The organism is Isoptericola jiangsuensis (genome assembly GCF_002563715.1).
GTDB classification, from domain to species: Bacteria; Actinomycetota; Actinomycetes; order Actinomycetales; family Cellulomonadaceae; genus Isoptericola; species Isoptericola jiangsuensis.
This window is the reverse complement of sequence record NZ_PDJJ01000001.1, coordinates 2,742,302-2,762,282: the sequence shown is the minus strand read 5'-3', so window position 1 is coordinate 2,762,282 and position 19,981 is coordinate 2,742,302. Positions and strand designations below refer to the sequence as shown.

Genomic DNA, 19,981 nt, shown 5'->3' with positions numbered 1-19,981 from the left:
CGCCGGGTCGCGGGGTCGGCGCGGCGAACCCCGGGCGGCGACGGGCGGGCGTCAGCGTCCGACGTCGGCCGTGACGCCCCCGGTGAGCCGCAGCAGGTCGGTCGGCGCGAGCGACAGGTCGAGCCCGCGCCGCCCCGCCGACACGTAGACGGCGTCGAACGCCGTGGCCGAGGAGTCCAGCACGGTGCGCAGCCGCTGCTTCTGCCCGAGCGGGGAGATCCCGCCCACCACGTACCCCGTGGCGCGCTGGGCGACGCCCGGGTCGGCCATGACGGCGCGCTTGCCGCCGACGGCACGGGCCAGCGCCTTGAGGTCGAGGCTGCCCGCGACGGGCACGACCCCGACGACGAGGGCGCCGTCGACGTCCGCGAGCAGCGTCTTGAACACCTGGGCGGGGTCGGCGCCGAGCGCGGCGGCGGCCTCCAGGCCGTAGGACAGGTCGGACGCCGGGTCGTGCTCGTACGGGTGCAGGGCGTAGGGGACACCCGCCCGGTCCAGCGCCAGGATCGCGGGGGTGCCGGCCTGGGCGCGGCTGGTCTTCTTGGCCACGGACGCGATTGTGCCCCAGGGCACACCGCCCGTGCACGGGCGTTCGTGAGCGCTCACGTACGGTGGTCGGGTGCTCGCCCTCCTCGTCCTGGCCATCCTCGTCGGCGGGGTCCTGCAACGTGTCACCGGCATGGGCTTCGGGCTCGTCGCCGGTCCGTTCATCGTGCTCATCGTCGGCCCGCTCGAGGGCGTGCTGTTCGTCAACCTCGCCGGCGCGATCGCGTCCACCGTCATCCTCGGCCGCGTGGTGCGCGACGTCGAGTGGGCGAAGTTCGGCTGGATGCTCGCGTCCTCGCTCGTCGTCACCGTGCCCGCCGCGCTGCTGCTGCGGGACGTCAGCGCCCCCGTCCTGGAGATCACCGTCGGCGCGATCGTCATCCTCGCGATGACGCTCGCCGTCGTCACCGCCCGGCTGCGCGCCCACGGCACCCACCCGGTGTCGCCCGCGGCCCGCTGGCCGCTCGCCGTCACCGGCATGTCCAGCGGAGTCGGGTCCGTCGCCGCCGGCATCGGCGGCCCGCCCGTGGCCGTCTACGCCGTGCTCAGCGGCTGGGAGCCGAAGAAGTTCGCCGCGACCGCGCAGCCGTACTTCGCGGCCAACGCGCTCGCGGCGCTCACCGCCAAGCTCGTCCTCGCCGACGCGCCGTTCCCCACCCTGGACACCTGGCAGTGGGTCGTCCTCATGGCCGCCATCCTCGGCGGGCTCGGCATCGGTGAGGTCCTCGCCCCACGGGTGTCGGCCGAGCACACCCGGCGCGCCCTGGTCGCGCTCGCCTACGTCGGCGGCGTCGCGACGCTCGTGCGGGGCGTCAGCGGCCTCTGACGGCTCAGAGGCGCCCGACCCCCAGCACGCGCACCACGGGCGCCCCGGCCTCGTCGCTCGCCGCGAGGTCGACGTGCGCGGTGATCGCCCAGTCGTGGTCGCCGTCGACGTCGTCGAGGACCTGCCGCACCCACCACACGCCGGCGGGCACCACGCCCGAGTCGGCGGGCACCGCCCCGGCGGGCAGCTCCGCGCCCGGCTCCAGGACCGTCACCAGCGACGACGCGCGCGACTGCGGCCCGATGCCGATCGCCTCGTCGCCCTGCGCCTCGAACAGCGGGTCGAGGGCGTCCGCCCAGGCGTCGCCGTCCCAGCCGGAGGAGGCGTCCAGACGCTCCAGGGCGTCGTAGTCCTCCCGTGCGGCGAGCTCGACGCGGCGGTACATCGCGTTGCGCACCAGCCGGCGGAAGGACCGCGGGTTGCCCGTGACCGGGCGGGCCGGGGCCTCGGCACCCGCCTCGGCGAGCTCGCCGTCCACGACGTCGTCGGCATCGTCGTCCACCGGGTTCTGCAGGCGCTCCCACTCGTCCAGCAGGGACGAGTCGACGCCGCGCACGAGCTCGCCCAGCCACTCCACGACCTCGGCGACGTCCTCGGTGCGGTGCTCCTCCGGCACCACCTGGCGCACGGCCCGGTAGGCGTCCGCGAGGTAGCGCAGCACCACGCCCTCGGTGCGCTCCAGGGCGTACGTGCTGACGAGCTCGGCGAACGTCATCGCCTGCTCCAGCATGTCCCGCACCACGGACTTCGGGGCGAGCTCGGCGCCCGCCACCCACGGGTTGGTGCGCTTGTACATCTCGAACGCGGGCTGCAGGAGGTCCGCCAGCGGCTTGGGCCAGGACACCTCCTCCAGGAGCTCCATGCGCTCCTCGTACTCGATGCCCTCGGCCTTCATCGCCGCGACGGCCTCGCCGCGCGCCTTCTTCTGCTGGCCGTAGAGGATCTGGCGCGGGTCGTCGAGGGTCGCCTCGATGACGGACACGACGTCGAGCGCGTGCGTGGGGGAGTCCACGTCGAGCAGGTCCATCGCGGCCAGCGCGAACGGGGACAGCGGCGCGTTGAGCGCGAAGTCGCGCGGCAGGTCCACGACCAGCCGCACGCTCGGCCGGTACCCGGCGGGGCGCGAGGCGTCCGGGACGCGGACCTTCTCCACCACGCCCGCCACCCGTAGCGACCGGTAGATCCGCATCGCCTGGCGCACGTGCTCGGCCTGCTGGGCGTCGGTGTCGTGGTTCGCGGTGAGCAGGTGCCGCATCGCCTCGACCGGGTCGACGTCGCCGCCGTGCGCGTGGCCGCGCGTGCGGGCCAGCACGTTGAGGACCATCGCGTGGGTGACGGCGAACCGGCTGGACAGCGGCTCCGGCGGGGCGTCGCGCAGCCGCTCGAACGTGGAGTCCGTCCAGTTGACCGACCCCGTGGGGGCCTTCTTGCGGACGATCTTCTTCAGCTTCTTCGGGTCGTCGCCCGCCTTGGCCACGGCCTTGCGGTTCTCGATGACGTGCTCGGGCGCCATGACGAGCACCTCGCCGAGCGTGTCGAACCCGGCGCGCCCGGCCCGGCCCGCGATCTGGTGGAACTCGCGCGCCGACAGGTGGCGCATGCGCTCGCCGTCGAACTTCACCAGCGACGTCATGAGGACCGTGCGGATGGGCACGTTGATGCCGACGCCGAGCGTGTCGGTGCCGCACACGACCTTGAGCAGGCCCTTCTGCGTGAGGCGCTCCACGAGCCGGCGGTACTTGGGCAGCATGCCGGCGTGGTGCACGCCGATCCCGGCGCGCAGGTACTTGCTCAGCACCTTGCCGAACCCGGTGCCGAACCGGAACGCGCCGATCTCGGCGACGATCGCGTCCTTCTCCTCCTTGGTCGCGATCTTCGAGCTGAGCAGCGCCTGCGCACGGTCCACGGCGTCCTTCTGCGTGAAGTGCACGACGTAGACGGGGGCGCGGCGGGTCTGCACGAGCTCGTCGATGACCTCGCCCAGCGGCTCCAGCACGTAGGAGAACGTCAACGGGACGGGCCGCTCGGCCCCGGCGACCTCCGCGACGTCGCGGCCGGTGCGCTCGGCGATGTCCTCGCGCAGGCGCGTGGTGTCCCCGAGGGTGGCGCTCATGAGGAGGAACTGGGTGTGGGGGAGCTCCAGGAGGGGCACCTGCCACGCCCAGCCGCGCTGCGGGTCGCCGTAGTAGTGGAACTCGTCCATGACGACCTGCGCGACGAAGTCGTCGTGGCCGGGGGTGCCCGCGCCGTCGCGCAGCGCCAGGTTGGCGAGGATCTCCGCGGTGCAGCAGATGATCGGCGCGTCGGCGTTCACCGCGGAGTCGCCCGTCATCATGCCGACGTTGCGCGACCCGAACGCGGCCACCAGGTCGAAGAACTTCTCGCTGACCAGCGCCTTGAGGGGCGCGGTGTAGTACGTGCGGCCGCCGCCGCCGGAGCGGCGGGCGGCGAGCGCCGCGAACTGGGCCCCCATCGCCACCATCGACTTGCCCGACCCGGTCGGGGTCGCCAGGACGACGTGCGAGCCCGTCATGAGCTCGAGCAGCGCCTCCTCCTGGTGCGGGTACAGGGGGCGCCCGCCGGAGGCCGCCCACTGCCCGAAGCCCTCGAACAGCGCGTCCGGGTCCGGCGCCTTGCCGGTGGGGGCGGGCAGGTACGGCAGCAGGGTGCCGGCGGGGCGGGCGGTCGTGGGGGCGGCGTCGGTGGCAGTCATCGTGCGGTCATTGTGTCAGCCGGGGCGCCGGTCCCGGGTGCCGGCGCGAGGTGTCCCGCCGGGGCCGGGGAGCCCCGACGGGCCCGGACGACGACGAGCGTGCCCGCCGCCTCCCGCGACCGTGGTCGTGAGGAAGCAGCCGGCACGCTCGTCGTGACCCCCCAGGGTCAGCAGAGGTTCACCCGCGGTGCGGGATCAACAGGCTCCGAGGTCCTGCCAGACGCCCCACTGGCCGGAGGCCGAGGGGGTCTCGCCGCGGGTCCACCACTTGGCCTTGTAGACGTGGCCCTGGTAGGTGACCTCCGTGCCGCCGACGTAGGCGGTGGCGGCGTCCCAGACCGTCCCGGTGCAGTCACCCGGAGGGGTGGTCGCGGTGGGCGTGGGGGTGGGCGTCGGGTTGGTGGTGCCGCCGCCGCCGACGGTCACGTCGACGCAGGAGTAGAACGCCATCGCGGTGTCGGCGATGTTCCACCGCGCGAGGATGGTGTGGTTGCCCTGGGGCAGGTTCTCGAGCGTGTGCTCGACGACCTGGTTCGGGCGGGCGCCGCCGTCGTTGAACGTGCGGTGCAGCACGCCGTCGACGAAGTACTCCCAGGTGCTCGTGGCGTGCATCGCCGTGAGCTTCCACTTCATGGTGACCGTGGAGCCGACCGAGGTGCGGGGCCAGGGCTTCGACGTGTCGTCGAGGATGGCGAAGCCGGCGTTGTCGCCGGAGCACTTCATGGAGCCCTTCGGAGCCTCGACGCTCTGGGGCTCGTACTTGACGCCTCCGCAGTCGAAGGACACGGCGCCGCTGGCGCAGAGGTCCTGGCGGCTCGGAGGGTTGGTGACCCAGCCGTGGGCCGAGGCCGTCGGGGCCACGACGACGGGGGCGAGCAGGGCGGCCGCGCCGACCAGGGCGCCGACCAGGGCTGAACGCCATCGCATAAGGAACTCCTGTTCGTCAGGAAACTGGACAAATTCGACGCTAGGCGTCGGCGTCCGGCGATGCATCAGGTGAACTGCGTATCTTTCACCCGCTCGGCCTCTTGTCGACGTACGGGATCTCCCGTAGAGGGGTTCGGCGCTCAGGGGGCGTCGGTGGGCACGACGGCGACCGGCGGCGCGGGCTCGCCCCGGCGGGCCGTCGCGGCCTCGCCCTGCTGGACGGCGACGACGCCGGCGAGCACGAGCAGGCCGCCGAGGAGCTGCACGGGGGCGGGCAGCTCGCCCAGCAGGAGCCAGGCCAGCGCGACGGCGGAGACGACCTCGAGCAGGCCGACGAAGGAGGCGCGGCGGGCCCCGAGCCGGCGTCCCGCGGCGATGCCCGTGACGTAGGCGAGCCCGGCGGTGACGAGCCCCAGCAGGGCGAGCACGACCACGGGCGGCACGGTCAGGCCGACCAGGGTGGCGGGGGTCGACGTCGCGGTGAGCGGCATGAGGCCGACGGCGCCGAGCGTCCCGAGCAGGACGGTGCCGACGGTGAGGCCGCCGGCCGCGAGCGTGAGGGGCGGCAGGCCGGTGTCGGGGTGGGCGTTGATGACGAAGTAGGTGGCTGCGCCGACCATCGCGGCCAGCGCCCAGGCGACGCCGACGGGGGAGGGTGCGGCGCCGGACAGGTCGAGCACGAGGACGAGCCCGGCGGCGGCGAGGCCGACCCCGGTCAGGGTGAGACCGCCGGGCCGCTGGCCGTGGCGCGCCCAGAACCAGCCGACGACGGCGGCAGGGGCGGTGTACTCGATGAGGAGCGCGGTGCCGACCTGCATGTGCTGGATGGCGGCGAAGTAGCAGAACTGGGCTCCGGCGACGCCCAGCGCGCCGTAGGCGACCATGACGCGCCAGCTGCGGCGCACCGGGGACCAGTCGCCGCGCAGGGCGGCGATCCCGAAGGGGGCCACGAGCAGCGCGCCGGTGGCGACGCGCACGAGGACGACGGCTCCGGGGGACCAGCCGGTGGCGAAGAGGGTGGCGGCCAGGGGGCCGGAGAGGCTGAAGCTGAGGGCCGAGACCACGGCGAGGGCGAGGCCGACGCTCGTCGCGGAGCGCTGCACGGTGGGGGCGGGCGCGGCCGCCCCGGAGGAGGCGTCATGCGCCATCGTCGTCATGGCGCATGACGCTACGTGGCGTGCTGGTAACGTGTCAACATGGTCTTCGCGCATGACACCGAGTCCGCGCTCGTGTCCGCCGCCGCCCTCGCCAACGCCGTCCTGCCACCCCTGACGATCAGCACCGTCGCCGAGCTCGACGCCTTCTACCGCGACCAGGGCTACACCGGCCGCCACGACGGCACCGACGCCGAGCTCGACGCCGTCCTCGCCCTCGCCCCCCGCCTGCGCGCCCTGCTGCTCGCCGCCCGCGACGACGCCCCCGACCTCGTCAACGCCGCCCTCGCCGAGACCCGCGCCGTGCCGCGCCTCGTGCGGCACGACACCGAGGACTGGCACCTGCACGCCGTCCCCGACGACGCCCCCTTCGACGTCCGCATCCTCGTGGAGACCGCCCTGGCGATGATCGACGTGGTGCGCGCCGACGCCCACGACCGGCTCGGCACCTGCGCCGACGACACCTGCGACGGCGTCGTCGTCGACCTCTCCCGCAACCGGTCGCGCCGCTACTGCTCCACCACGTGCACCAACCGCAACGCCCAGGCCGCCCTGCGTGCGCGCCGCGCCGCCGAGGAGGACTGAGCCCCGGGGCTCAGCCCAGCGCGTCGCACACGGCCAGCAGGCGCGCCCGCAGCGCCTGGCCACGCTCGGCGAACCCGCGCTGGCGGCGCACGTACTCCGCCTTGCCCTCGGCCGTCTCGACCGGCACGGCCTCGACGCCGTAGGAGGACACGTCGTAGGGGGCGGCCGCCATGTCCGTCCACCGGATGTCGCGCGCGAGCGCGAACGCGTCCAGCAGCAGGTCGCCCGGCACCGCGGGCCCGAGCTTGAGGCACCACTTGTACAGGTCCATGCCCGCGTGCAGGCAGCCGGGCTGCTCCATCGCGGGCTGGCGCTCGCGGGTGGGGGCGAGCTGGTTGCGGTGCCGCGCCTCGGGCGTGAAGAACCGGAACGCGTCGAAGTGGGAGCAGGCGATGCGGTGGGACTCGACGACGGCGTCGGTGCCGTCGTGGCCGAGCCGCAGCGGCAGCGGGTGGCGGTGGTCGCGCCCGGTGCGGGCGTCGCGGTACACCATCGCCCACTCGTGCAGGCCGAAGCAGCCGAACGAGCCCGGTCGGGACGCGGTCGCGCCGACGAGCGCGCGCACGTAGGCGACCGTGTCGCCGCGGTCGGCGAGGAAAGCCGCCGTGTCGAGGGCCGCGCCCGTGCCGCCGTCGGGCAGCGCGACCTCGGTGTACCAGCGCCACCCGACGTGCTCGGCGGCGTCCTCCAGCACGACGCCCGGACCGGGGTGCCAGCGGCGCAGCTGCGCGACCCGCGTCGGGTAGTACGTGAACAGGAAGTCCTCGATCGCGTGCTTCTCGCCCCGCTCGCGGGCCTGGCGCCACACGTGCGTGAGGTCGTCGGCGCGGCGGGCGTGCCCGTCGGCCCGCGGGCGCCAGGCGGCGGCAGGCAGGACGGTGCGCGCGGACGCTACCGGCGTGGCGGGGGAGGAGGGCACGTCTCCAGGGTACGAGCCGCCGCCCGGACCCCGGCGCCCGGGTGCGGCGCTAGCGTGGGTGGCGTGACCCACACCCTCGCCTTCCGCCAGGTCGACGTGTTCGCGCCCGGCCCCCTCACCGGCAACCCGCTCGCCGTCGTCCACGACGCCGACGACCTCACCGACGACCAGATGGCCGCGTTCGCCCGCTGGACCAACCTGTCGGAGACGACCTTCCTGCTCGCTCCCACCGACCCCGCGGCCGACTACCGGGTGCGGATCTGGACGCCGACGGGCGAGCTGCCGTTCGCGGGCCACCCCACGCTCGGCACCGCGCACGCGTGGCGCGAGGCCGGCGGCGTGGCGCAGGCCGCGGACGGCGCGGGCGACATCGTCCAGGAGTGCGGCGTCGGCCTGGTCACCGTGCGGCCCGACGGCGCACGGCTCGCCTTCGCCGCGCCCCCGCTGCTGCGCTCCGGCCCCGTCGCGCCGGACGACCTCGCCGCCCTCGCCCGGGCGCTGCGGGTCGACGCCGACGACGTCGTGGACGCCGCCTGGATCGACAACGGACCCGGCTGGGTCGGGGTGCGGCTCGCCGACGCCGCGGCCGTGCTGGCCGTGCGTCCCGACCCCGCGGTGATCGACGACTGGAAGATCGGCGTCGTGGGGGAGCACACCGCCGGCGACGCCGCCGTGGAGGTGCGGGCGTTCCTGCCCGGCGACGGCGGCGTCGTGGAGGACCCCGTGACCGGCAGCCTCAACGCGGGCCTCGCCCAGTGGCTCGCCGGGACCGTGCTGCCCGACGCGTACGTCGCCGCGCAGGGCACCGTGCTGGGGCGGCGCGGGCGCGTGCACGTGCGTCGCGACGGCGCCGGCGTCGTCTGGGTCGGCGGGGACGTCCGCACCACGGTGGGCGGCACCGTCACCCTCTGACGACGGGGGTCGGCGGTGGGGACACCGCCCGGTCGGACACCCACCCCACCAGCCGTTCCAGCGGTCCGCGCCCCAGCGTGAGCCGCCACGCCGTCGCCCCGACCAGCGTGACCAGCACCATCACCACGAGCGGGCCGTTCGTGGGCGAGCCGACGAGGTCCCAGTGCCAGATGGCGACCACCTGCGCGCTGTAGACGGTGAGCGCCATCGACCCGGCCGCTGCGAGCGGGGACAGCACCCACGCACCGACCCCGCGGGCGAACAGGCAGGCGCCGAGCACCGCCAGCGCGAACCCGCCCGAGCCCAGCACCTCGAAGAAGGTGTCGTCGTGGGGGCCCGCCTGGGCGAGGTACCAGGGTGTCGGCCACGGGTCGGACCAGGCGTGCACGGCACCCGGCACGCTCGTCGTGGCGTCCACCTGCGCGTCGACGAGGACGTCGCCCGGCAGCTGCCCCGGCGGCCCGGCGATGACGTCGCCGGGCACGTCGATCACCAGGGAGCCGACGATCATCCCGGCGGCGGCGTAGCCCACCGCGGTGGCCGCGAGCCCGCCGACCAGCAGCCGTTCGGGCAGCCGCGCCGCGGTGAGGTCGCAGCGGCCGACCGCCATCCCGGCCAGCACGTACGCCATCCACACCACGGCCGGGTAGTGACCGGTGAGCACGAAGTCGGTGACGGCTCCCGAGCCGTCGTCGGGCAGGTGCAGCTCCACGCGGGCCAGCACCTCGGGACCCCAGTACGCCAGCGGCGGGCCGACGACCGCCACGAGCGCCGCCAGCGCGGCCAGCCGGCGCGGACCCCAGCCGAGGAACGGCAGGGCGAGCACGAAGTAGGCGGCGTAGAAGCCGAGGATCAGCAGCACCCGCGTGCCGAGCAGGTCGAGCAGCGCGACCACGGCCAGCAGCATCACCGCCCGCACCAGCAGGCGGGTGCGGGACCGCACGAGGGCGTCCCCGGCGAGCGGCCGCGGCCCGCCCGTCACCACGGCCAGCGACACCCCGGCCACGAGCGCGAACAGGACCGACGAGCGGCCGTCGGCGATCTCCAGCCACGACGCGGCGCCGTCGGTCGACCCCACGTGCGCGGCGAACATGCCCAGCACCGCCAGGCCGCGCGCGACGTCGAGGCCCACCACCCGGTCCGGGCCGCCGAGCAGGCGGTCGCGCAGCGTCATGGCCGCAGCGTGCCAGACGTCCCGGCCCGTGAGAAGGACGTGTCCCGACACGGCGTCGTGTCCTAGGTTGGGTCCATGAACGCAGCGATCGACTCCGGCCCCGACTTCCCGGACCCGCCGAGCCTCGGCAGCCCCGTGGAGGGCCCGTCGAGCGGGGAGCCCTCCGGCGCTGCGCTGTCGGACGCGATCGAGGCCCCGAGCACCCACCACACGGTACCCAGCCAGGAGTCCGAGTCGTACACCCACGGCCACCACGAGTCCGTGCTGCGCGCCCACCGGGCCCGCACCGCGCAGAACTCCGCCGGGTTCCTGCTGCCCCACCTCAAGGACGACCTGCACCTGCTCGACGTCGGGTGCGGCCCGGGCACCGTGACCGTCGACCTGGCGCGCGTCCTGGCGGGCGGCGAGGTCGTCGGCGTCGACGCCTCCGAGACCGTCCTGGAGGCCGCCCGCTCGCACGCCGAGGCGCTCGGCGCGCAGAACGTCCGCTTCGAGCCGGCCAACGCCTACGAGCTGCCGTTCGCGGACGACACGTTCGACGTCGTGTACGCCCACCAGCTCCTGCAGCACCTGTCCGACCCCGTCGCGGCGCTGCGCGAGATGAAGCGCGTGACCAAGCCGGGCGGGCTCGTCGCCGTCCGCGACGCCGACTACGCGGCCATGGCCTGGTACCCCGAGTCGCCCGGCCTGACGGAGTGGAACACCCTCTACCACGAGGTCACCCACGCCTACGGGTTCGAGCCCGACGCCGGCCGCCGCCTCTTCTCCTGGGTCCAGCAGGCCGGGTTCGACGTCGCCGGGGCCGTGCCCAGCGCGTCCTCCTGGTGCTACGCCACGCCCACCGACCGCCAGTGGTGGGGCCAGGTGTGGGCCGAGCGCTGCGTCGAGTCGAACTTCGCCCGGCAGGCCGTCGAGTCGAACCTCGCCGACGACGTCGCCCTGGAGCAGCTCGCGCAGGACTGGCTCGCCTGGGCCCAGGCGCCCGACGGCTGGTTCGCCATCCTGCACGGCGAGGTCCTGGCCCGCGCCTGACCGCGTCGCCCCGCAGGACGCACGAGAACGCCCGGCCCACCGCAGCGGTGGACCGGGCGTTCGCGTGCCGGAGGATCAGCCGTTGCCGAGCAGCTCGTCCAACTGGTCGTCGGTGTAGCCCTGGTCCTGCAGCTCGCGCTCCAGCTCCTGCTGGAGCTGCTCCTCGAACGACGGGCCGTACTCGTCGATGGCGGTCACCGCGAGCACGGTGACCACGATCGACAGGATGATCGCGAGCGCCGACAGCGCCGCGCCCACGATCGCCATCACCCGGCCGCCCGCCGTGCCCCTGGCGGCCTGCACGATCGCGACGATGCCGAGCACCAGGCCGACCAGGCCCAGCAGCATCGAGCCGATGTTGAGGAACGGGATCCAGCAGCCCAGCAGGGCGACGATGCCGAGCACGAGCGCGCTGATCGCCAGCCCCTTGCGCTCGGACGCCGGACGCGGCTGCGGCGGCCCGTAGTAGCCGGGCGCCGGCGGCTGCCCGGGCGGGGGCGCCTGCTGGTACGCGGGCGGCGGGGGCTCGGTCGGGTGCGCGGCCGGGGGAGGTGTCGGCTGCCCGTACGGGTCGCTCGGCGGGTTCGGTGCGGCGTACGGCTGCGGCGGCTCGGGCTGCTGGCCGGACGGGTCCTGCGGACCGTTCGGAGGCGTGCTCATGGTCGTCCTTCGTCCGTCGTCGGAGGTGGTCTTGGAGCGTATCCCGCACGGACCCCCGCGCGCAGGACCCGTCCCGGGCGTCGCGCCACCTCCGCTGCGGATAGCCTGGGTCCGTGCGCATCGCGAGATTCACCACCGGAGACGACCCCCGCTTCGCCTTCGTGCAGAGCGAGGGTGATCGGACCTACCTGGCCGTCCTCAGCGGCGACCCCCTCTACATGCCGGCCATGCCGACGGGCGAGCGGGTCGAGCTCGGCGACGGCGTCCGCCTCCTCGCGCCGGTGATCCCGCGCTCCAAGGTCGTGGCCGTGGGCCGCAACTACATGGACCACATCAAGGAGATGGGCAACGAGGCGCCCGCCTCCCCGCTGCTGTTCCTCAAGCCCAACACGTCCGTCGTCGGCCCCGACGACCCCGTCGTCCTGCCCGACTGGACGGCCGAGGTGTCCTACGAGGCCGAGCTCGCCGTCGTCATCTCCCGGCTGTGCAAGGACGTCGAGCCGGAGAACGCCCGCGCCTACGTCCTGGGCTACACGGTGGCCAACGACGTCACCGCCCGCGACGTGCAGCGCACCGACGACCAGTGGGCCCGCGCCAAGGGCTTCGACTCGTCCTGCCCGCTCGGCCCGTGGATCGAGACCGAGCTCGACCCCGAGGACGTGCCGGTGCGCAGCTACGTCAACGGCGAGCTCAAGCAGGACGGCCGCACCGCCGACATGATCTTCGACGTGAACTACCTCGTGTCGTACGCGTCCAAGGCGATGACGCTGCTGCCCGGCGACGTGCTCCTCACGGGCACGCCGGCCGGCGTCGGCCGCATCGACCACGGCGACCGCGTCGAGTGCGAGGTCGAGGGCATCGGCGTCCTGTCCAACCCGGTGCTGCGCCGCCAGGACTGATCATGACGCCGAGCGGCGGGCGGTGAGGGGCCGGTGTCGTCGTGCTGCGAGCCGCAGGGCTATGAGAAGGTCTTCGACGACCGTGAGGCCCGGCGCGCCGCCGCCCGCTACGCCCGCTCCGGTCTGAGCACGCTGCCGCGCCGCACCCTGGAGCTGTACCGGTCCGGCGTGGTCACCGGGGCGACGCTGCTGGAGATCGGCGGCGGCATCGGCGACTTCCAGGTGGAGATGCTGCGCGCCGGGATCGAGCGCGCCACCTGCGTCGACCTGTCGACCGGCTACGACGCCGTCGCGGCCGATCTCCTCGCCGGGGCGGGCCTGACGGGCCGCGCCACCCGCCGCCTCGGCGACGTCGTCACGCACCCCGACCTGGCCGGGCCGGCCGACGTCGTCGCCCTGCACAGCGTGGTCTGCTGCTACCCGGACGCCCGCGCGCTCGTCACGGCCGCCGCCGAGCGTGCCCGCGGCTACCTCGTGCTCGCCTTCCCGCGCCGGACCTGGTGGATGCGGGCCGCGGGCGTCGCGCTCAACGTCTACCCGCGCCTGCGCGGCAGCGACTGGAGGTTCCGCGTCCACCCGCGCGACGTCGTCGTGCGGGCCGCGACGGACGCGGGGCTGCGGCTGGTGCGCACCGAGCGGTTCGCGTTCGACCACCACCTCGTGCTGGCGCGCTGAGCACCGGCTCGCCCGGCCCGGCGGGCAACTAGGCTGTCCCCCGTGAATGCCGCAGGAAACCCCGCCGTCCGTGTCCGCTTCGCCCCGTCGCCGACGGGCATGTTCCACGTCGGCGGTGCCCGCTCGGCGCTGTTCAACTGGGCCGTGGCCAAGCAGACGGGCGGCACGTTCGTGCTGCGCATCGAGGACACCGACGCGTCGCGCAACAAGCCGGAGTGGGTGGACGGCATCCTCGCCGCGCACGCCGCGCTCGGCATGCACGCCGACGACCCGACGTTCGAGGGGCCGTACTTCCAGTCCCAGAACGTCTCGAAGCACCATGAGGCCGCCGCGCGCCTGCGCGACGCGGGTCGCGCCTACTACTGCGACTGCACCCGCGACGACGTCCAGGCCCGCACCGGCAACCAGCACTCCGGCTACGACGGCCACTGCCGCGACCGCGGGCTGACCGAGGCCCCCGGCCGCGCCCTGCGGTTCCGCACGCCCGACGAGGGCGAGACGGCCGTCGTCGACCTCATCCGCGGCAACCCGACGTTCCCGAACGCCGCGATGGAGGACTTCGTCGTCGCGCGCGGCGACGGCTCGCCCGTGTTCCTGCTCGCCAACGTCGTCGACGACCTCGACGAGGGCATCACCCACGTCATCCGCGGCGAGGAGCACCTGCCCAACACGCCCAAGCAGCAGCTGCTGTGGGAGGCGCTGGGCGCGACCCCGCCCGTGTGGGCGCACCTGCCCGTCATCGTCAACGAGAAGCGGCAGAAGCTCTCCAAGCGCCGCGACAAGGTCGCGCTCGAGGACTACCTGGCCGAGGGCTACCTGCCCGAGGCGATGGTGAACTACCTCATGCTGCTCGGCTGGGCGCCGGGCAACGACGAGGAGATCCTGCCGTTCGACGAGATGATCTCCCGGTTCCGCATCGAGGACGTGAACTCCGCGTCGGCGTTCTTCGACCTGAAGAAGCTCGCCGCGTTCAACGGCGAGTACATCCGCGCGCTGAGCACGGAGGCGTTCGTCGCCGCCGTCGGGCCGTGGCTCCAGGCGCCGCACGCGCCGTGGGCGGCCGAGCAGTTCGACGCCGAGGCGTTCGCCGCCGTCGCGCCGCTCGCGCAGTCCCGCGTCGCGCTGCTGAGCGACATCACCGCCAACGTCGACTTCCTGTTCCTCGACGCGTCCGTCGACGACGAGCAGTCCTGGAACAAGGCCATGAAGGCCGGGGCGCCGGAGCTCCTGACCGACGTGCGTGCCGCGTTCGCGACCCTGGAGCCCTGGACCGCCGAGCCGCTCAAGGAGACGGTGCTGACCGTCGGCGAGCAGCACGGCCTCAAGCTGGGCAAGGCGCAGGCGCCGGTCCGGGTGGCCGTCACCGGCCGCACCGTCGGGCTGCCCCTGTTCGAGGCCCTCGAGGTGCTCGGTCGCGAGCGCACCCTCGGCCGCATCGACGCCGCCCTGGCGCGCCTGGCCGAGAACCCGCCCGCGGCCCTCGCGCAGTGACGCCCGCCCCGGGGGCGCCCGCGGGGCGCGTCGACGGCGTCCTGCTGGACGTCGACGACACCCTGGTCGACACCAAGGGCGCGTTCGCCACGGCGCTGGTCGCCGTGGCGGACGCCCACCTGCCCCCGGACGTCGACCACGCGGCGCTGCTGGACCACTGGCGCTCCGACCCGGGCGGCCACTACGCCCGCTACACGCGCGGCGAGACCGACCACCGCACGCAGCGCCGTCTGCGCGCCGACCTGCTGCACCGCACGTTCGGCGGCGCACCCGTGGGCGAGCAGGCGTTCGACGCGTGGGACGACCTGTTCTGGGGCACGTTCGAGCGGTCCTGGCGGCCGTTCGCCGACGCCGCGCCGTTCCTCGCCGCCCTGCGCGCCGCCGGCCTCGCCGTCGGCGTCGTGACGAACGCCGGCACCGTGCTCCAGGAGCGCAAGCTGACCGCCACCGGCCTCGACGTCCCCGTCCTCGTGGGCGTCGACACCCTCGGCTTCGGCAAGCCCCACCCGGACGTGTTCCACGAGGGCGCGCGCCTGCTCGGCACCGCACCCGGTCGCACCGCCTACGTCGGCGACGAGCCGCGCGTGGACGCCCTGGCCGCGCACGACGCCGGTCTGCTGGGCGTCTGGCTCGACCGGCCCGGCGCCCGGCGCGGCGGCGAGCACGACGCCGACCCGGCCGCGATGCGCGCCGACGGGATCGTCGTCGTGCCCGGTCTGCCCGAGGCGCTGGCCGCGCTGCGCGGCTGAGGGCGTGCGCGGCCCGCCGAGCGGGCCGCGCACGATCGAGGACTCCTTGCCGCCCGTCAGGTCAGGGCGAGCACCGCGACCAGCGACGTGCCGGTCACGACCAGCGCCGAGCACAGGCCGAGCACCAGCGGACGCCGCCCCGTGCGCACCAGGCGCGGCACGTCCACGCCGAGCCCGAGGGCGAACATCGCCGCGACGAACAGCGCCGTCGTGACGTGCGCGGCGACGTCGAGCACCCCCGCCGGGAGCACGCCGAGGCTGCGCAGCAGGACGGCCCCGAGGAACCCGACGACGAAGCCCGGGACCGCCGCCGGCCGTCCACCCCGGGGGCGTGGCCCCGCACCGGGGTCCGGGGCCGCCAGGGCGGCTCGGCGCCCCCTGGCGGACCCCACCGCGGCGACGAGCGGCGCGAGCAGCACCACCCGGGCGAGCTTCGCGACCGTCGCCGTCGCCAGCGCCGCCGTCCCCGCGACCGTGCCGGCCGCCGCGACCACCTGGGCGACCTCCTGCACGCTCGCGCCGATCCACAGGCCAGCCTGCTCCGGCGTGAGGCCCAGCACGCCGGCCAGCCACGGCAGGACCACCACCGCGGCCGTGCCGCACAGCGCCACCAGCGCGAGGGCGGTGGCGACGGCCGTCGCGGTGTCGTGCTCGGGCTCGGTGGTCCCGTCCGCGTGGGCCCGCGCGGCCCGGGGCGTACGGTCCACGACGCCCGTCATCGCGGAGATCGCCGCGGCCCCGCAGATCGAGAACCCCGTGGCGACGAGCAGGCTCGTGTCCCGGTCGACGCCGAGCCGGCGGCCCAGGGCGAGCGTCGCGGTGAACGTGGTCGCCACCGTGACGGCGACGACCAGCAGCCCGCGCCAGCCGAGACCCAGGACGTCCCCGACGGCGAGCTGCAGGCCGAGCAGGACGACGCCGGCGCGCAGCAGGTGCCGGGCCGCCCAGTCCGTGCCCGGCCGGGTGGCGGCGAGCACACGGGCGGCCGCCGGACCGGCCGTGCCGCGACCGTGGACCGCGCGTCGGGACCCGGCGCCCAGCAACGAGCCCGCCAGCGCGCCGAGCAGCAGCGCCAGCACGAGCGGCGACAGCGACGGCGCCGTGCGGGCGAGCGCCGGCGCCGCCGCGAGCAGGGCGGCGGTGGCGGCCGCCGTGAGGGCGAGTCCGGGGAGCGGTCGGGCCATGCTCCCCACCCTGCGGGCGCCCGGTGGGGGCCGGAAGGCCGAGGTGCCGATCCATCCATAGACTCGGGCTATGGCGGACCGCACCACCCTCGCCGCGCTCGAGCTGCTCGTCGCCCTCGACACCCACGGCTCGATCAGCGCGGCCGCCCGCGCGCTCGGCGTCGCGCAGCCCACGGCGTCGGCCGGGCTACGGCGCCTCGAACGTCACCTCGGCCTGGAGCTCGTCGCCCGCGGACCCCGCGGCACCACCCTCACCCCGACCGGGCGGGCGTGCGCCGGCTGGGCGCGGGACGTCGTCGTCGCCGCCGACCGGTTCGAGACCTCCGTCGCCGGGCTGCGCGCGGGCCCGTCGACGGCGCTGCGCGTCGCCGCGAGCCTCACGATCGCCGAGTACCTCGTGCCCCGCTGGCTCGCCCGCCTCGCCGCCCGCGGCGACGACGTCGAGATCGAGCTGGTCGTCCGCAACTCCGCCGACGTGGCGGACCTCGTGCTCGACGGTGCCGCGGACCTCGGGTTCGTGGAGAGCGTCGGCGTGCGGCGCGGGCTGCGCAGCCGCACCGTCGCCCGGGACGAGCTCGTCGCGGTCGTCGCCCCCGGCCACCCGTGGGCACGCCGCCGGACGGTGCACCCGGCCGATCTCGTCGCCGCACGCCTGGTGCTGCGGGAGAGAGGCTCGGGGACCCGGGAGATCCTCGAGGGTGCGCTCGCGCGGGCGGGGGAGCCGCTGCCCGACCACCTGCCGACCCTCGGCTCGACGGCCGCGCTCAAGGCCGCCGTGCAGCACGGCGGGTCCGTGGCGGTGCTGTCCGCCCTCACCGTCGCCGACGACGTCGCCGCGGGCCGGCTCGTGGCGCTCCCCGTCGCGGGGGTCGACCTCACCCGGCGGCTGCGGGTCGTGTGGCGGGACGGGGCGACGCCGACCGCCGCCGCCCGGCGCCTCACCGCCGTCGCGCGCGATACGCCGCCGTGACGTACGGCATGGCGACCTCCGTCGCCCCCGCCAGGTCCGGGTGGGTCACCACGAGGTCGTCGACCCGCTCGAGCAGCGCCTCGCGCTCGTCCTCGGGCAGGGTCAGCAGATAGCTGCGCGTGCCCGCGAGGTCGCGCAGGTGGTCCGTCGGCAGGTGGTGCAGCCAGCGGAACGTCGCGGTCTCGGGCGGCTCGAACGACGGGCCGAGGTCCGGGGGCTCGTGCCGGGAGCCCGTCCGGGCGCGCAACGGATCGCCGTCGTGCAGGATCAGGCCGAACCGGCGCACCCAGTCGATGCGCTCGTCCCGGTCGTTCCAGCACAGGGCGAGCGTGCCGCCGGGCCGCAGCACCCGGGAGATCTCCGCGGCCGCGCGCGGTGCGTCGAACCAGTGCCAGGCCTGGCCGACCACGACGACGTCCACGGCGTCGTCGTCCAGCGGGATCGACTCGGCCGTGCCCTGGTGCGCCTCCACGTGGGGCAGCTCCGTCGCGAGCTCGGCGAGCATCTCCGGGGCGGGGTCGACGGCGACGACGTCGTGACCCGCGTCCACGAGCGGGCGCGTGAGCAGCCCGGTCCCGGCCGCGAGGTCGAGCACGCGGGACCGCTCCGGGACCAGCCACGAGACCGCCTCGGCCGGGTACGAGGGGCGGACGCGCGCGTACACCTCGGCGCCCTGGGTGAACGAGGCGGCGCGGTCGGAGACGGAGTGCGGGTCGGGCGACGTCGACATGGTGGCAGCGTCCCACGGACGGCCGCGCGCTGTCAGTCCCTCCGCGCGGCCCGGCCGGATCCCGGCCGCACCGGGCCGGCGGGCCGTGACGTACGGCACGTCGTCGCGAGTTTGGTTCCGGGGCGCAGGTCCGGTAATGTTTCCGGTCGTTGGGCCTCCACGAAACGGCGCCGGATGGTGTCGGTTTTGACCGGGTTGGTCCACCCACCATGGGGTATGGTGTAATTGGCAGCACGAGTGATTCTGGTTCACTTAGTCTAGGTTCGAGTCCTGGTACCCCAGCGCAGCGCTCTACGTCACACCGACGGGCTCCTGATCAGGCCCGGGAGTGCGCTAGAGTTCTCACCGGCGAGTCGATCTCAGGAACGACGAACCATAGGCCCCCATCGTCTAGCGGCCTAGGACGCCGCCCTCTCACGGCGGTAACGCGGGTTCAAATCCCGCTGGGGGTACGCAACCGTCCGTCATGGACGGAGCACCTGTCCCGGCAACGGGACGCAGTCCGGCCCCCATCGTCTAGCGGCCTAGGACGTCGCCCTCTCACGGCGGTAACGCGGGTTCAAATCCCGCTGGGGGTACAGCAGAAGGGCCCGGTCCACCAGGACCGGGCCCTTCGTCGTTCCCGCGGACGCCTCCGTGGCCGTCCCGTCATGCGCACCCGTGGGGCACGCCGACGGGGCCGGCGCCTCGACCGCCTCCGTGTCCGTCTCGCCGGCTCGACCGGCGCTCCTCAGAGGAACGGGTCGGGCACGTGCGGACCGGCGCCGGCGCTCGTCGGCGGCGTGTACGGGGAGCGGCGGTCCGAGCCGCGCCACCACGGGCGGCGCCGCGGTCCGCCGCTCGGCGCGGCACCCGACCCTCCGCCCGGGAACGACCCGCCCGACGGGGGCGGGGGAGTCGGTGCCGGGCGGTCGTCGTCGTGGTCCGTCGGGCGCGGGGGCGGAGTCGGTCCGCCGGTGCCCGGCCCGCCGACGACGGGGAGCTCGGCCGTGGTCGGCCGGCGCGCGTCGCCGCCGTGCGTCGGCGGGAAGATCGCCGGGGGAGGGCTCGGCGGCGTGGGCGTCCGCGGCGGTGCGGCCGGGACGAACATCGTGTCGCACAGCGTGCGGTACGCGGCGTCGGGGTCCGGGACGTAGTCGATCTGGCGCAGCGCCTGGTCCTGGCCCGCGGACTCCATGACGAACCGCCCGTACCCCAGCAGCTGGCCGACGGGGGTGCGGGAGTACCCCATGTCCGTGACCTTGGCGAGCGGCATCATCGCGACCTTGTGGATGACGAACCCGTAGGTGAGGATCAGCCGCTTGTCCGTCGCGACGAACCACTCGTAGTTCCACTCGGCGAACTTCAGCAGCAGCCGGCCGGCCGGGACCGTCCAGAGCAGCCACACCCAGCCGGTGCCGGTGATCGAGTGCAGCCAGCCCGCGAGCACCGTCGCCGCCACGGTGGTGACGACGGGCTCCAGCAGGGACGACCAGTGCAGGCGCGTCGCCAGGGTGACGCGCTCGCTGGTCAGGACGTACCGGCGCAGGTGGCGGTGCGCCCTGACGGCCCGGTCCGGCGACTCCACGTCAGTTCAGCAGTCCGCCCAAGAACTCGCCGAACGCGGCGACCGCGTTGACGATGACGTCCCAGATCGCGGAGACGACCTCGGACGCACGGTCCGGGCTGTTGTAGATCGCGAAGATCACGAAGATCACCACGAGCCAGATCAGAACGGTCTTGGCCTTGGCCGGCATCGGGTCCTCACGCCTCTCGGTCGACGGGGCAGGAGCGCCACGCTGCCAGGGAGCCTACTGACATTCCGGGCGCGTGGGTGAAAACGCGCCCGGCGCGCC

Annotated in this window: 20 protein-coding genes and 3 tRNA genes; 12 read left to right on the top strand and 11 right to left on the bottom strand. The window is 74.8% G+C overall.

The genetic code is table 11. The features are described from left to right. Positions 1-51: 51 nt before the first annotated feature. A complete protein-coding gene (gene ybaK / locus ATJ88_RS12640; protein ID WP_098464125.1) occupies positions 52-549 on the bottom strand; it encodes a Cys-tRNA(Pro) deacylase in 498 nt (165 codons plus the stop codon). 70 nt (positions 550-619) lie between these two features. Here ybaK and ATJ88_RS12635 point away from each other — a divergent pair, with 70 nt between their 5' ends. Beyond that, positions 620-1,372: a sulfite exporter TauE/SafE family protein gene (locus tag ATJ88_RS12635; protein WP_098464124.1), complete on the top strand. Its 753-nt coding sequence runs from the start codon at positions 620-622 to the stop codon at positions 1,370-1,372. A 4-nt stretch (positions 1,373-1,376) separates the two neighbouring features. Here the strand turns inward: ATJ88_RS12635 and ATJ88_RS12630 are convergent, their stop codons facing one another. From ATJ88_RS12630 to ATJ88_RS12620, 3 genes are all read right to left on the bottom strand, one after another. Next, a complete protein-coding gene (locus tag ATJ88_RS12630; RefSeq protein ID WP_098464123.1) occupies positions 1,377-4,085 on the bottom strand; it encodes a DEAD/DEAH box helicase in 2,709 nt (902 codons plus the stop codon). Positions 4,086-4,280: 195 nt separating this feature from the next. Further along, positions 4,281-5,012, bottom strand: a complete 732-nt coding sequence (locus ATJ88_RS19035; RefSeq protein ID WP_098464122.1) for a lytic polysaccharide monooxygenase — start codon at positions 5,010-5,012, stop codon at positions 4,281-4,283. 140 nt (positions 5,013-5,152) lie between these two features. Beyond that, entirely contained in the window at positions 5,153-6,169 is a 1,017-nt protein-coding gene (locus ATJ88_RS12620; RefSeq protein ID WP_245852409.1) for an EamA family transporter, read from the bottom strand. A 39-nt stretch (positions 6,170-6,208) separates the two neighbouring features. Between ATJ88_RS12620 and ATJ88_RS12615 the strand changes: the two genes are divergently transcribed. Further along, entirely contained in the window at positions 6,209-6,751 is a 543-nt protein-coding gene (locus ATJ88_RS12615; protein ID WP_098464121.1) for a CGNR zinc finger domain-containing protein, read from the top strand. Positions 6,752-6,761: 10 nt separating this feature from the next. On the opposite strand, the gene ATJ88_RS12610 is transcribed toward ATJ88_RS12615, so the two are convergent. Beyond that, complete coding sequence (locus ATJ88_RS12610; RefSeq protein ID WP_425432678.1) at positions 6,762-7,670, bottom strand: 3-methyladenine DNA glycosylase; 909 nt, start codon at positions 7,668-7,670, stop codon at positions 6,762-6,764. 63 nt (positions 7,671-7,733) lie between these two features. On the opposite strand from ATJ88_RS12610, the gene ATJ88_RS12605 reads away from it, so the two are divergent. Then, a complete protein-coding gene (locus ATJ88_RS12605; protein ID WP_098464120.1) occupies positions 7,734-8,582 on the top strand; it encodes a PhzF family phenazine biosynthesis protein in 849 nt (282 codons plus the stop codon). Here the strand turns inward: ATJ88_RS12605 and ATJ88_RS12600 are convergent. Next, the gene (locus ATJ88_RS12600) at positions 8,572-9,756 is read right to left on the bottom strand and encodes a heparan-alpha-glucosaminide N-acetyltransferase domain-containing protein (protein WP_098464119.1); all 1,185 of its coding nucleotides are present in this window, start codon (positions 9,754-9,756) and stop codon (positions 8,572-8,574) included. The two genes, ATJ88_RS12605 and ATJ88_RS12600, sit on opposite strands and share 11 nt — an antisense overlap. Positions 9,757-9,831: 75 nt before the next feature. On the opposite strand from ATJ88_RS12600, the gene ATJ88_RS12595 reads away from it, so the two are divergent. Continuing rightward, positions 9,832-10,788 (top strand): methyltransferase domain-containing protein, encoded by a 957-nt coding sequence (locus ATJ88_RS12595; RefSeq protein ID WP_245852406.1) that lies wholly within the window; start codon positions 9,832-9,834, stop codon positions 10,786-10,788. Positions 10,789-10,863: 75 nt separating this feature from the next. Here ATJ88_RS12595 and ATJ88_RS12590 read toward each other — a convergent pair whose 3' ends face one another. Next, on the bottom strand, positions 10,864-11,448 hold the full coding sequence (locus ATJ88_RS12590; RefSeq protein WP_098464118.1) for a DUF4190 domain-containing protein: 585 nt from the start codon (positions 11,446-11,448) through the stop codon (positions 10,864-10,866). Between the two features lie 113 nt (positions 11,449-11,561). Between ATJ88_RS12590 and ATJ88_RS12585 the strand changes: the two genes are divergently transcribed. From ATJ88_RS12585 to ATJ88_RS12570, 4 genes are read left to right on the top strand one after another with little or no spacing between them, the layout of a single operon-like run. Continuing rightward, positions 11,562-12,347: a fumarylacetoacetate hydrolase family protein gene (locus ATJ88_RS12585; protein ID WP_098464117.1), complete on the top strand. Its 786-nt coding sequence runs from the start codon at positions 11,562-11,564 to the stop codon at positions 12,345-12,347. 33 nt (positions 12,348-12,380) lie between these two features. Further along, complete coding sequence (locus tag ATJ88_RS12580) at positions 12,381-13,022, top strand: class I SAM-dependent methyltransferase (RefSeq protein WP_098464116.1); 642 nt, start codon at positions 12,381-12,383, stop codon at positions 13,020-13,022. A 42-nt stretch (positions 13,023-13,064) separates the two neighbouring features. Beyond that, positions 13,065-14,513 carry a glutamate--tRNA ligase gene (gene gltX / locus ATJ88_RS12575; protein ID WP_098464115.1) on the top strand — a complete coding sequence of 483 codons (1,449 nt, stop codon included), beginning with the start codon at positions 13,065-13,067 and terminating at the stop codon, positions 14,511-14,513. After that, positions 14,510-15,262: an HAD family hydrolase gene (locus ATJ88_RS12570; RefSeq protein WP_098464114.1), complete on the top strand. Its 753-nt coding sequence runs from the start codon at positions 14,510-14,512 to the stop codon at positions 15,260-15,262. Before gltX ends, ATJ88_RS12570 begins: the two co-directional genes overlap by 4 nt. Positions 15,263-15,318: 56 nt before the next feature. On the opposite strand, the gene ATJ88_RS12565 is transcribed toward ATJ88_RS12570, so the two are convergent. Then, positions 15,319-16,446, bottom strand: coding sequence for a YeiH family protein (locus ATJ88_RS12565; RefSeq protein ID WP_098464113.1), 1,128 nt, complete (start codon positions 16,444-16,446; stop codon positions 15,319-15,321). Positions 16,447-16,516: 70 nt separating this feature from the next. On the opposite strand from ATJ88_RS12565, the gene ATJ88_RS12560 reads away from it, so the two are divergent. Further along, a complete protein-coding gene (locus tag ATJ88_RS12560) occupies positions 16,517-17,416 on the top strand; it encodes a LysR family transcriptional regulator (RefSeq protein WP_098464112.1) in 900 nt (299 codons plus the stop codon). Here ATJ88_RS12560 and ATJ88_RS12555 read toward each other — a convergent pair. Further along, a complete protein-coding gene (locus tag ATJ88_RS12555) occupies positions 17,385-18,146 on the bottom strand; it encodes a class I SAM-dependent methyltransferase (RefSeq protein ID WP_098465329.1) in 762 nt (253 codons plus the stop codon). The two genes, ATJ88_RS12560 and ATJ88_RS12555, sit on opposite strands and share 32 nt — an antisense overlap. Positions 18,147-18,356: 210 nt before the next feature. Here ATJ88_RS12555 and ATJ88_RS12550 point away from each other — a divergent pair. The 3 genes from ATJ88_RS12550 (at position 18,357) to ATJ88_RS12540 (ending at position 18,724) form a co-directional block, all read left to right on the top strand. Further along, positions 18,357-18,428, top strand: a tRNA-Gln gene (locus ATJ88_RS12550). 97 nt (positions 18,429-18,525) lie between these two features. After that, positions 18,526-18,598: transfer RNA gene (locus ATJ88_RS12545), tRNA-Glu, on the top strand. Positions 18,599-18,651: 53 nt separating this feature from the next. After that, positions 18,652-18,724 (top strand) — tRNA-Glu (locus ATJ88_RS12540). Between the two features lie 152 nt (positions 18,725-18,876). Here the strand turns inward: ATJ88_RS12540 and ATJ88_RS12535 are convergent. Beyond that, the gene (locus ATJ88_RS12535; protein ID WP_098464111.1) at positions 18,877-19,713 is read right to left on the bottom strand and encodes a PH domain-containing protein; all 837 of its coding nucleotides are present in this window, start codon (positions 19,711-19,713) and stop codon (positions 18,877-18,879) included. 1 nt (position 19,714) lies between these two features. Beyond that, a complete protein-coding gene (locus tag ATJ88_RS18375) occupies positions 19,715-19,882 on the bottom strand; it encodes a hypothetical protein (protein WP_170023624.1) in 168 nt (55 codons plus the stop codon). Positions 19,883-19,981 lie beyond the last annotated feature (99 nt).

Bases quoted from the DNA above. Each gene is read 5' to 3' on its own strand.
- ATJ88_RS19035 (WP_098464122.1), bottom strand. From the start codon at position 5,012: ATGCGATGGCGTTCAGCCCTGGTCGGCGCCCTGGTCGGCGCGGCCGCC.
- ATJ88_RS12600 (WP_098464119.1), bottom strand. From the start codon at position 9,756: ATGACGCTGCGCGACCGCCTGCTCGGCGGCCCGGACCGGGTGGTGGGC.
- ATJ88_RS18375 (WP_170023624.1), bottom strand. From the start codon at position 19,882: ATGCCGGCCAAGGCCAAGACCGTTCTGATCTGGCTCGTGGTGATCTTC.
- ATJ88_RS12615 (WP_098464121.1), top strand. From the start codon at position 6,209: ATGGTCTTCGCGCATGACACCGAGTCCGCGCTCGTGTCCGCCGCCGCC.
- ATJ88_RS12560 (WP_098464112.1), top strand. From the start codon at position 16,517: ATGGCGGACCGCACCACCCTCGCCGCGCTCGAGCTGCTCGTCGCCCTC.
- ATJ88_RS12565 (WP_098464113.1), bottom strand. From the start codon at position 16,446: ATGGCCCGACCGCTCCCCGGACTCGCCCTCACGGCGGCCGCCACCGCC.
- ATJ88_RS12630 (WP_098464123.1), bottom strand. From the start codon at position 4,085: ATGACTGCCACCGACGCCGCCCCCACGACCGCCCGCCCCGCCGGCACC.
- ATJ88_RS12555 (WP_098465329.1), bottom strand. From the start codon at position 18,146: ATGTCGACGTCGCCCGACCCGCACTCCGTCTCCGACCGCGCCGCCTCG.
- ATJ88_RS12595 (WP_245852406.1), top strand. From the start codon at position 9,832: ATGAACGCAGCGATCGACTCCGGCCCCGACTTCCCGGACCCGCCGAGC.
- ATJ88_RS12620 (WP_245852409.1), bottom strand. From the start codon at position 6,169: ATGACGACGATGGCGCATGACGCCTCCTCCGGGGCGGCCGCGCCCGCC.
- ATJ88_RS12590 (WP_098464118.1), bottom strand. From the start codon at position 11,448: ATGAGCACGCCTCCGAACGGTCCGCAGGACCCGTCCGGCCAGCAGCCC.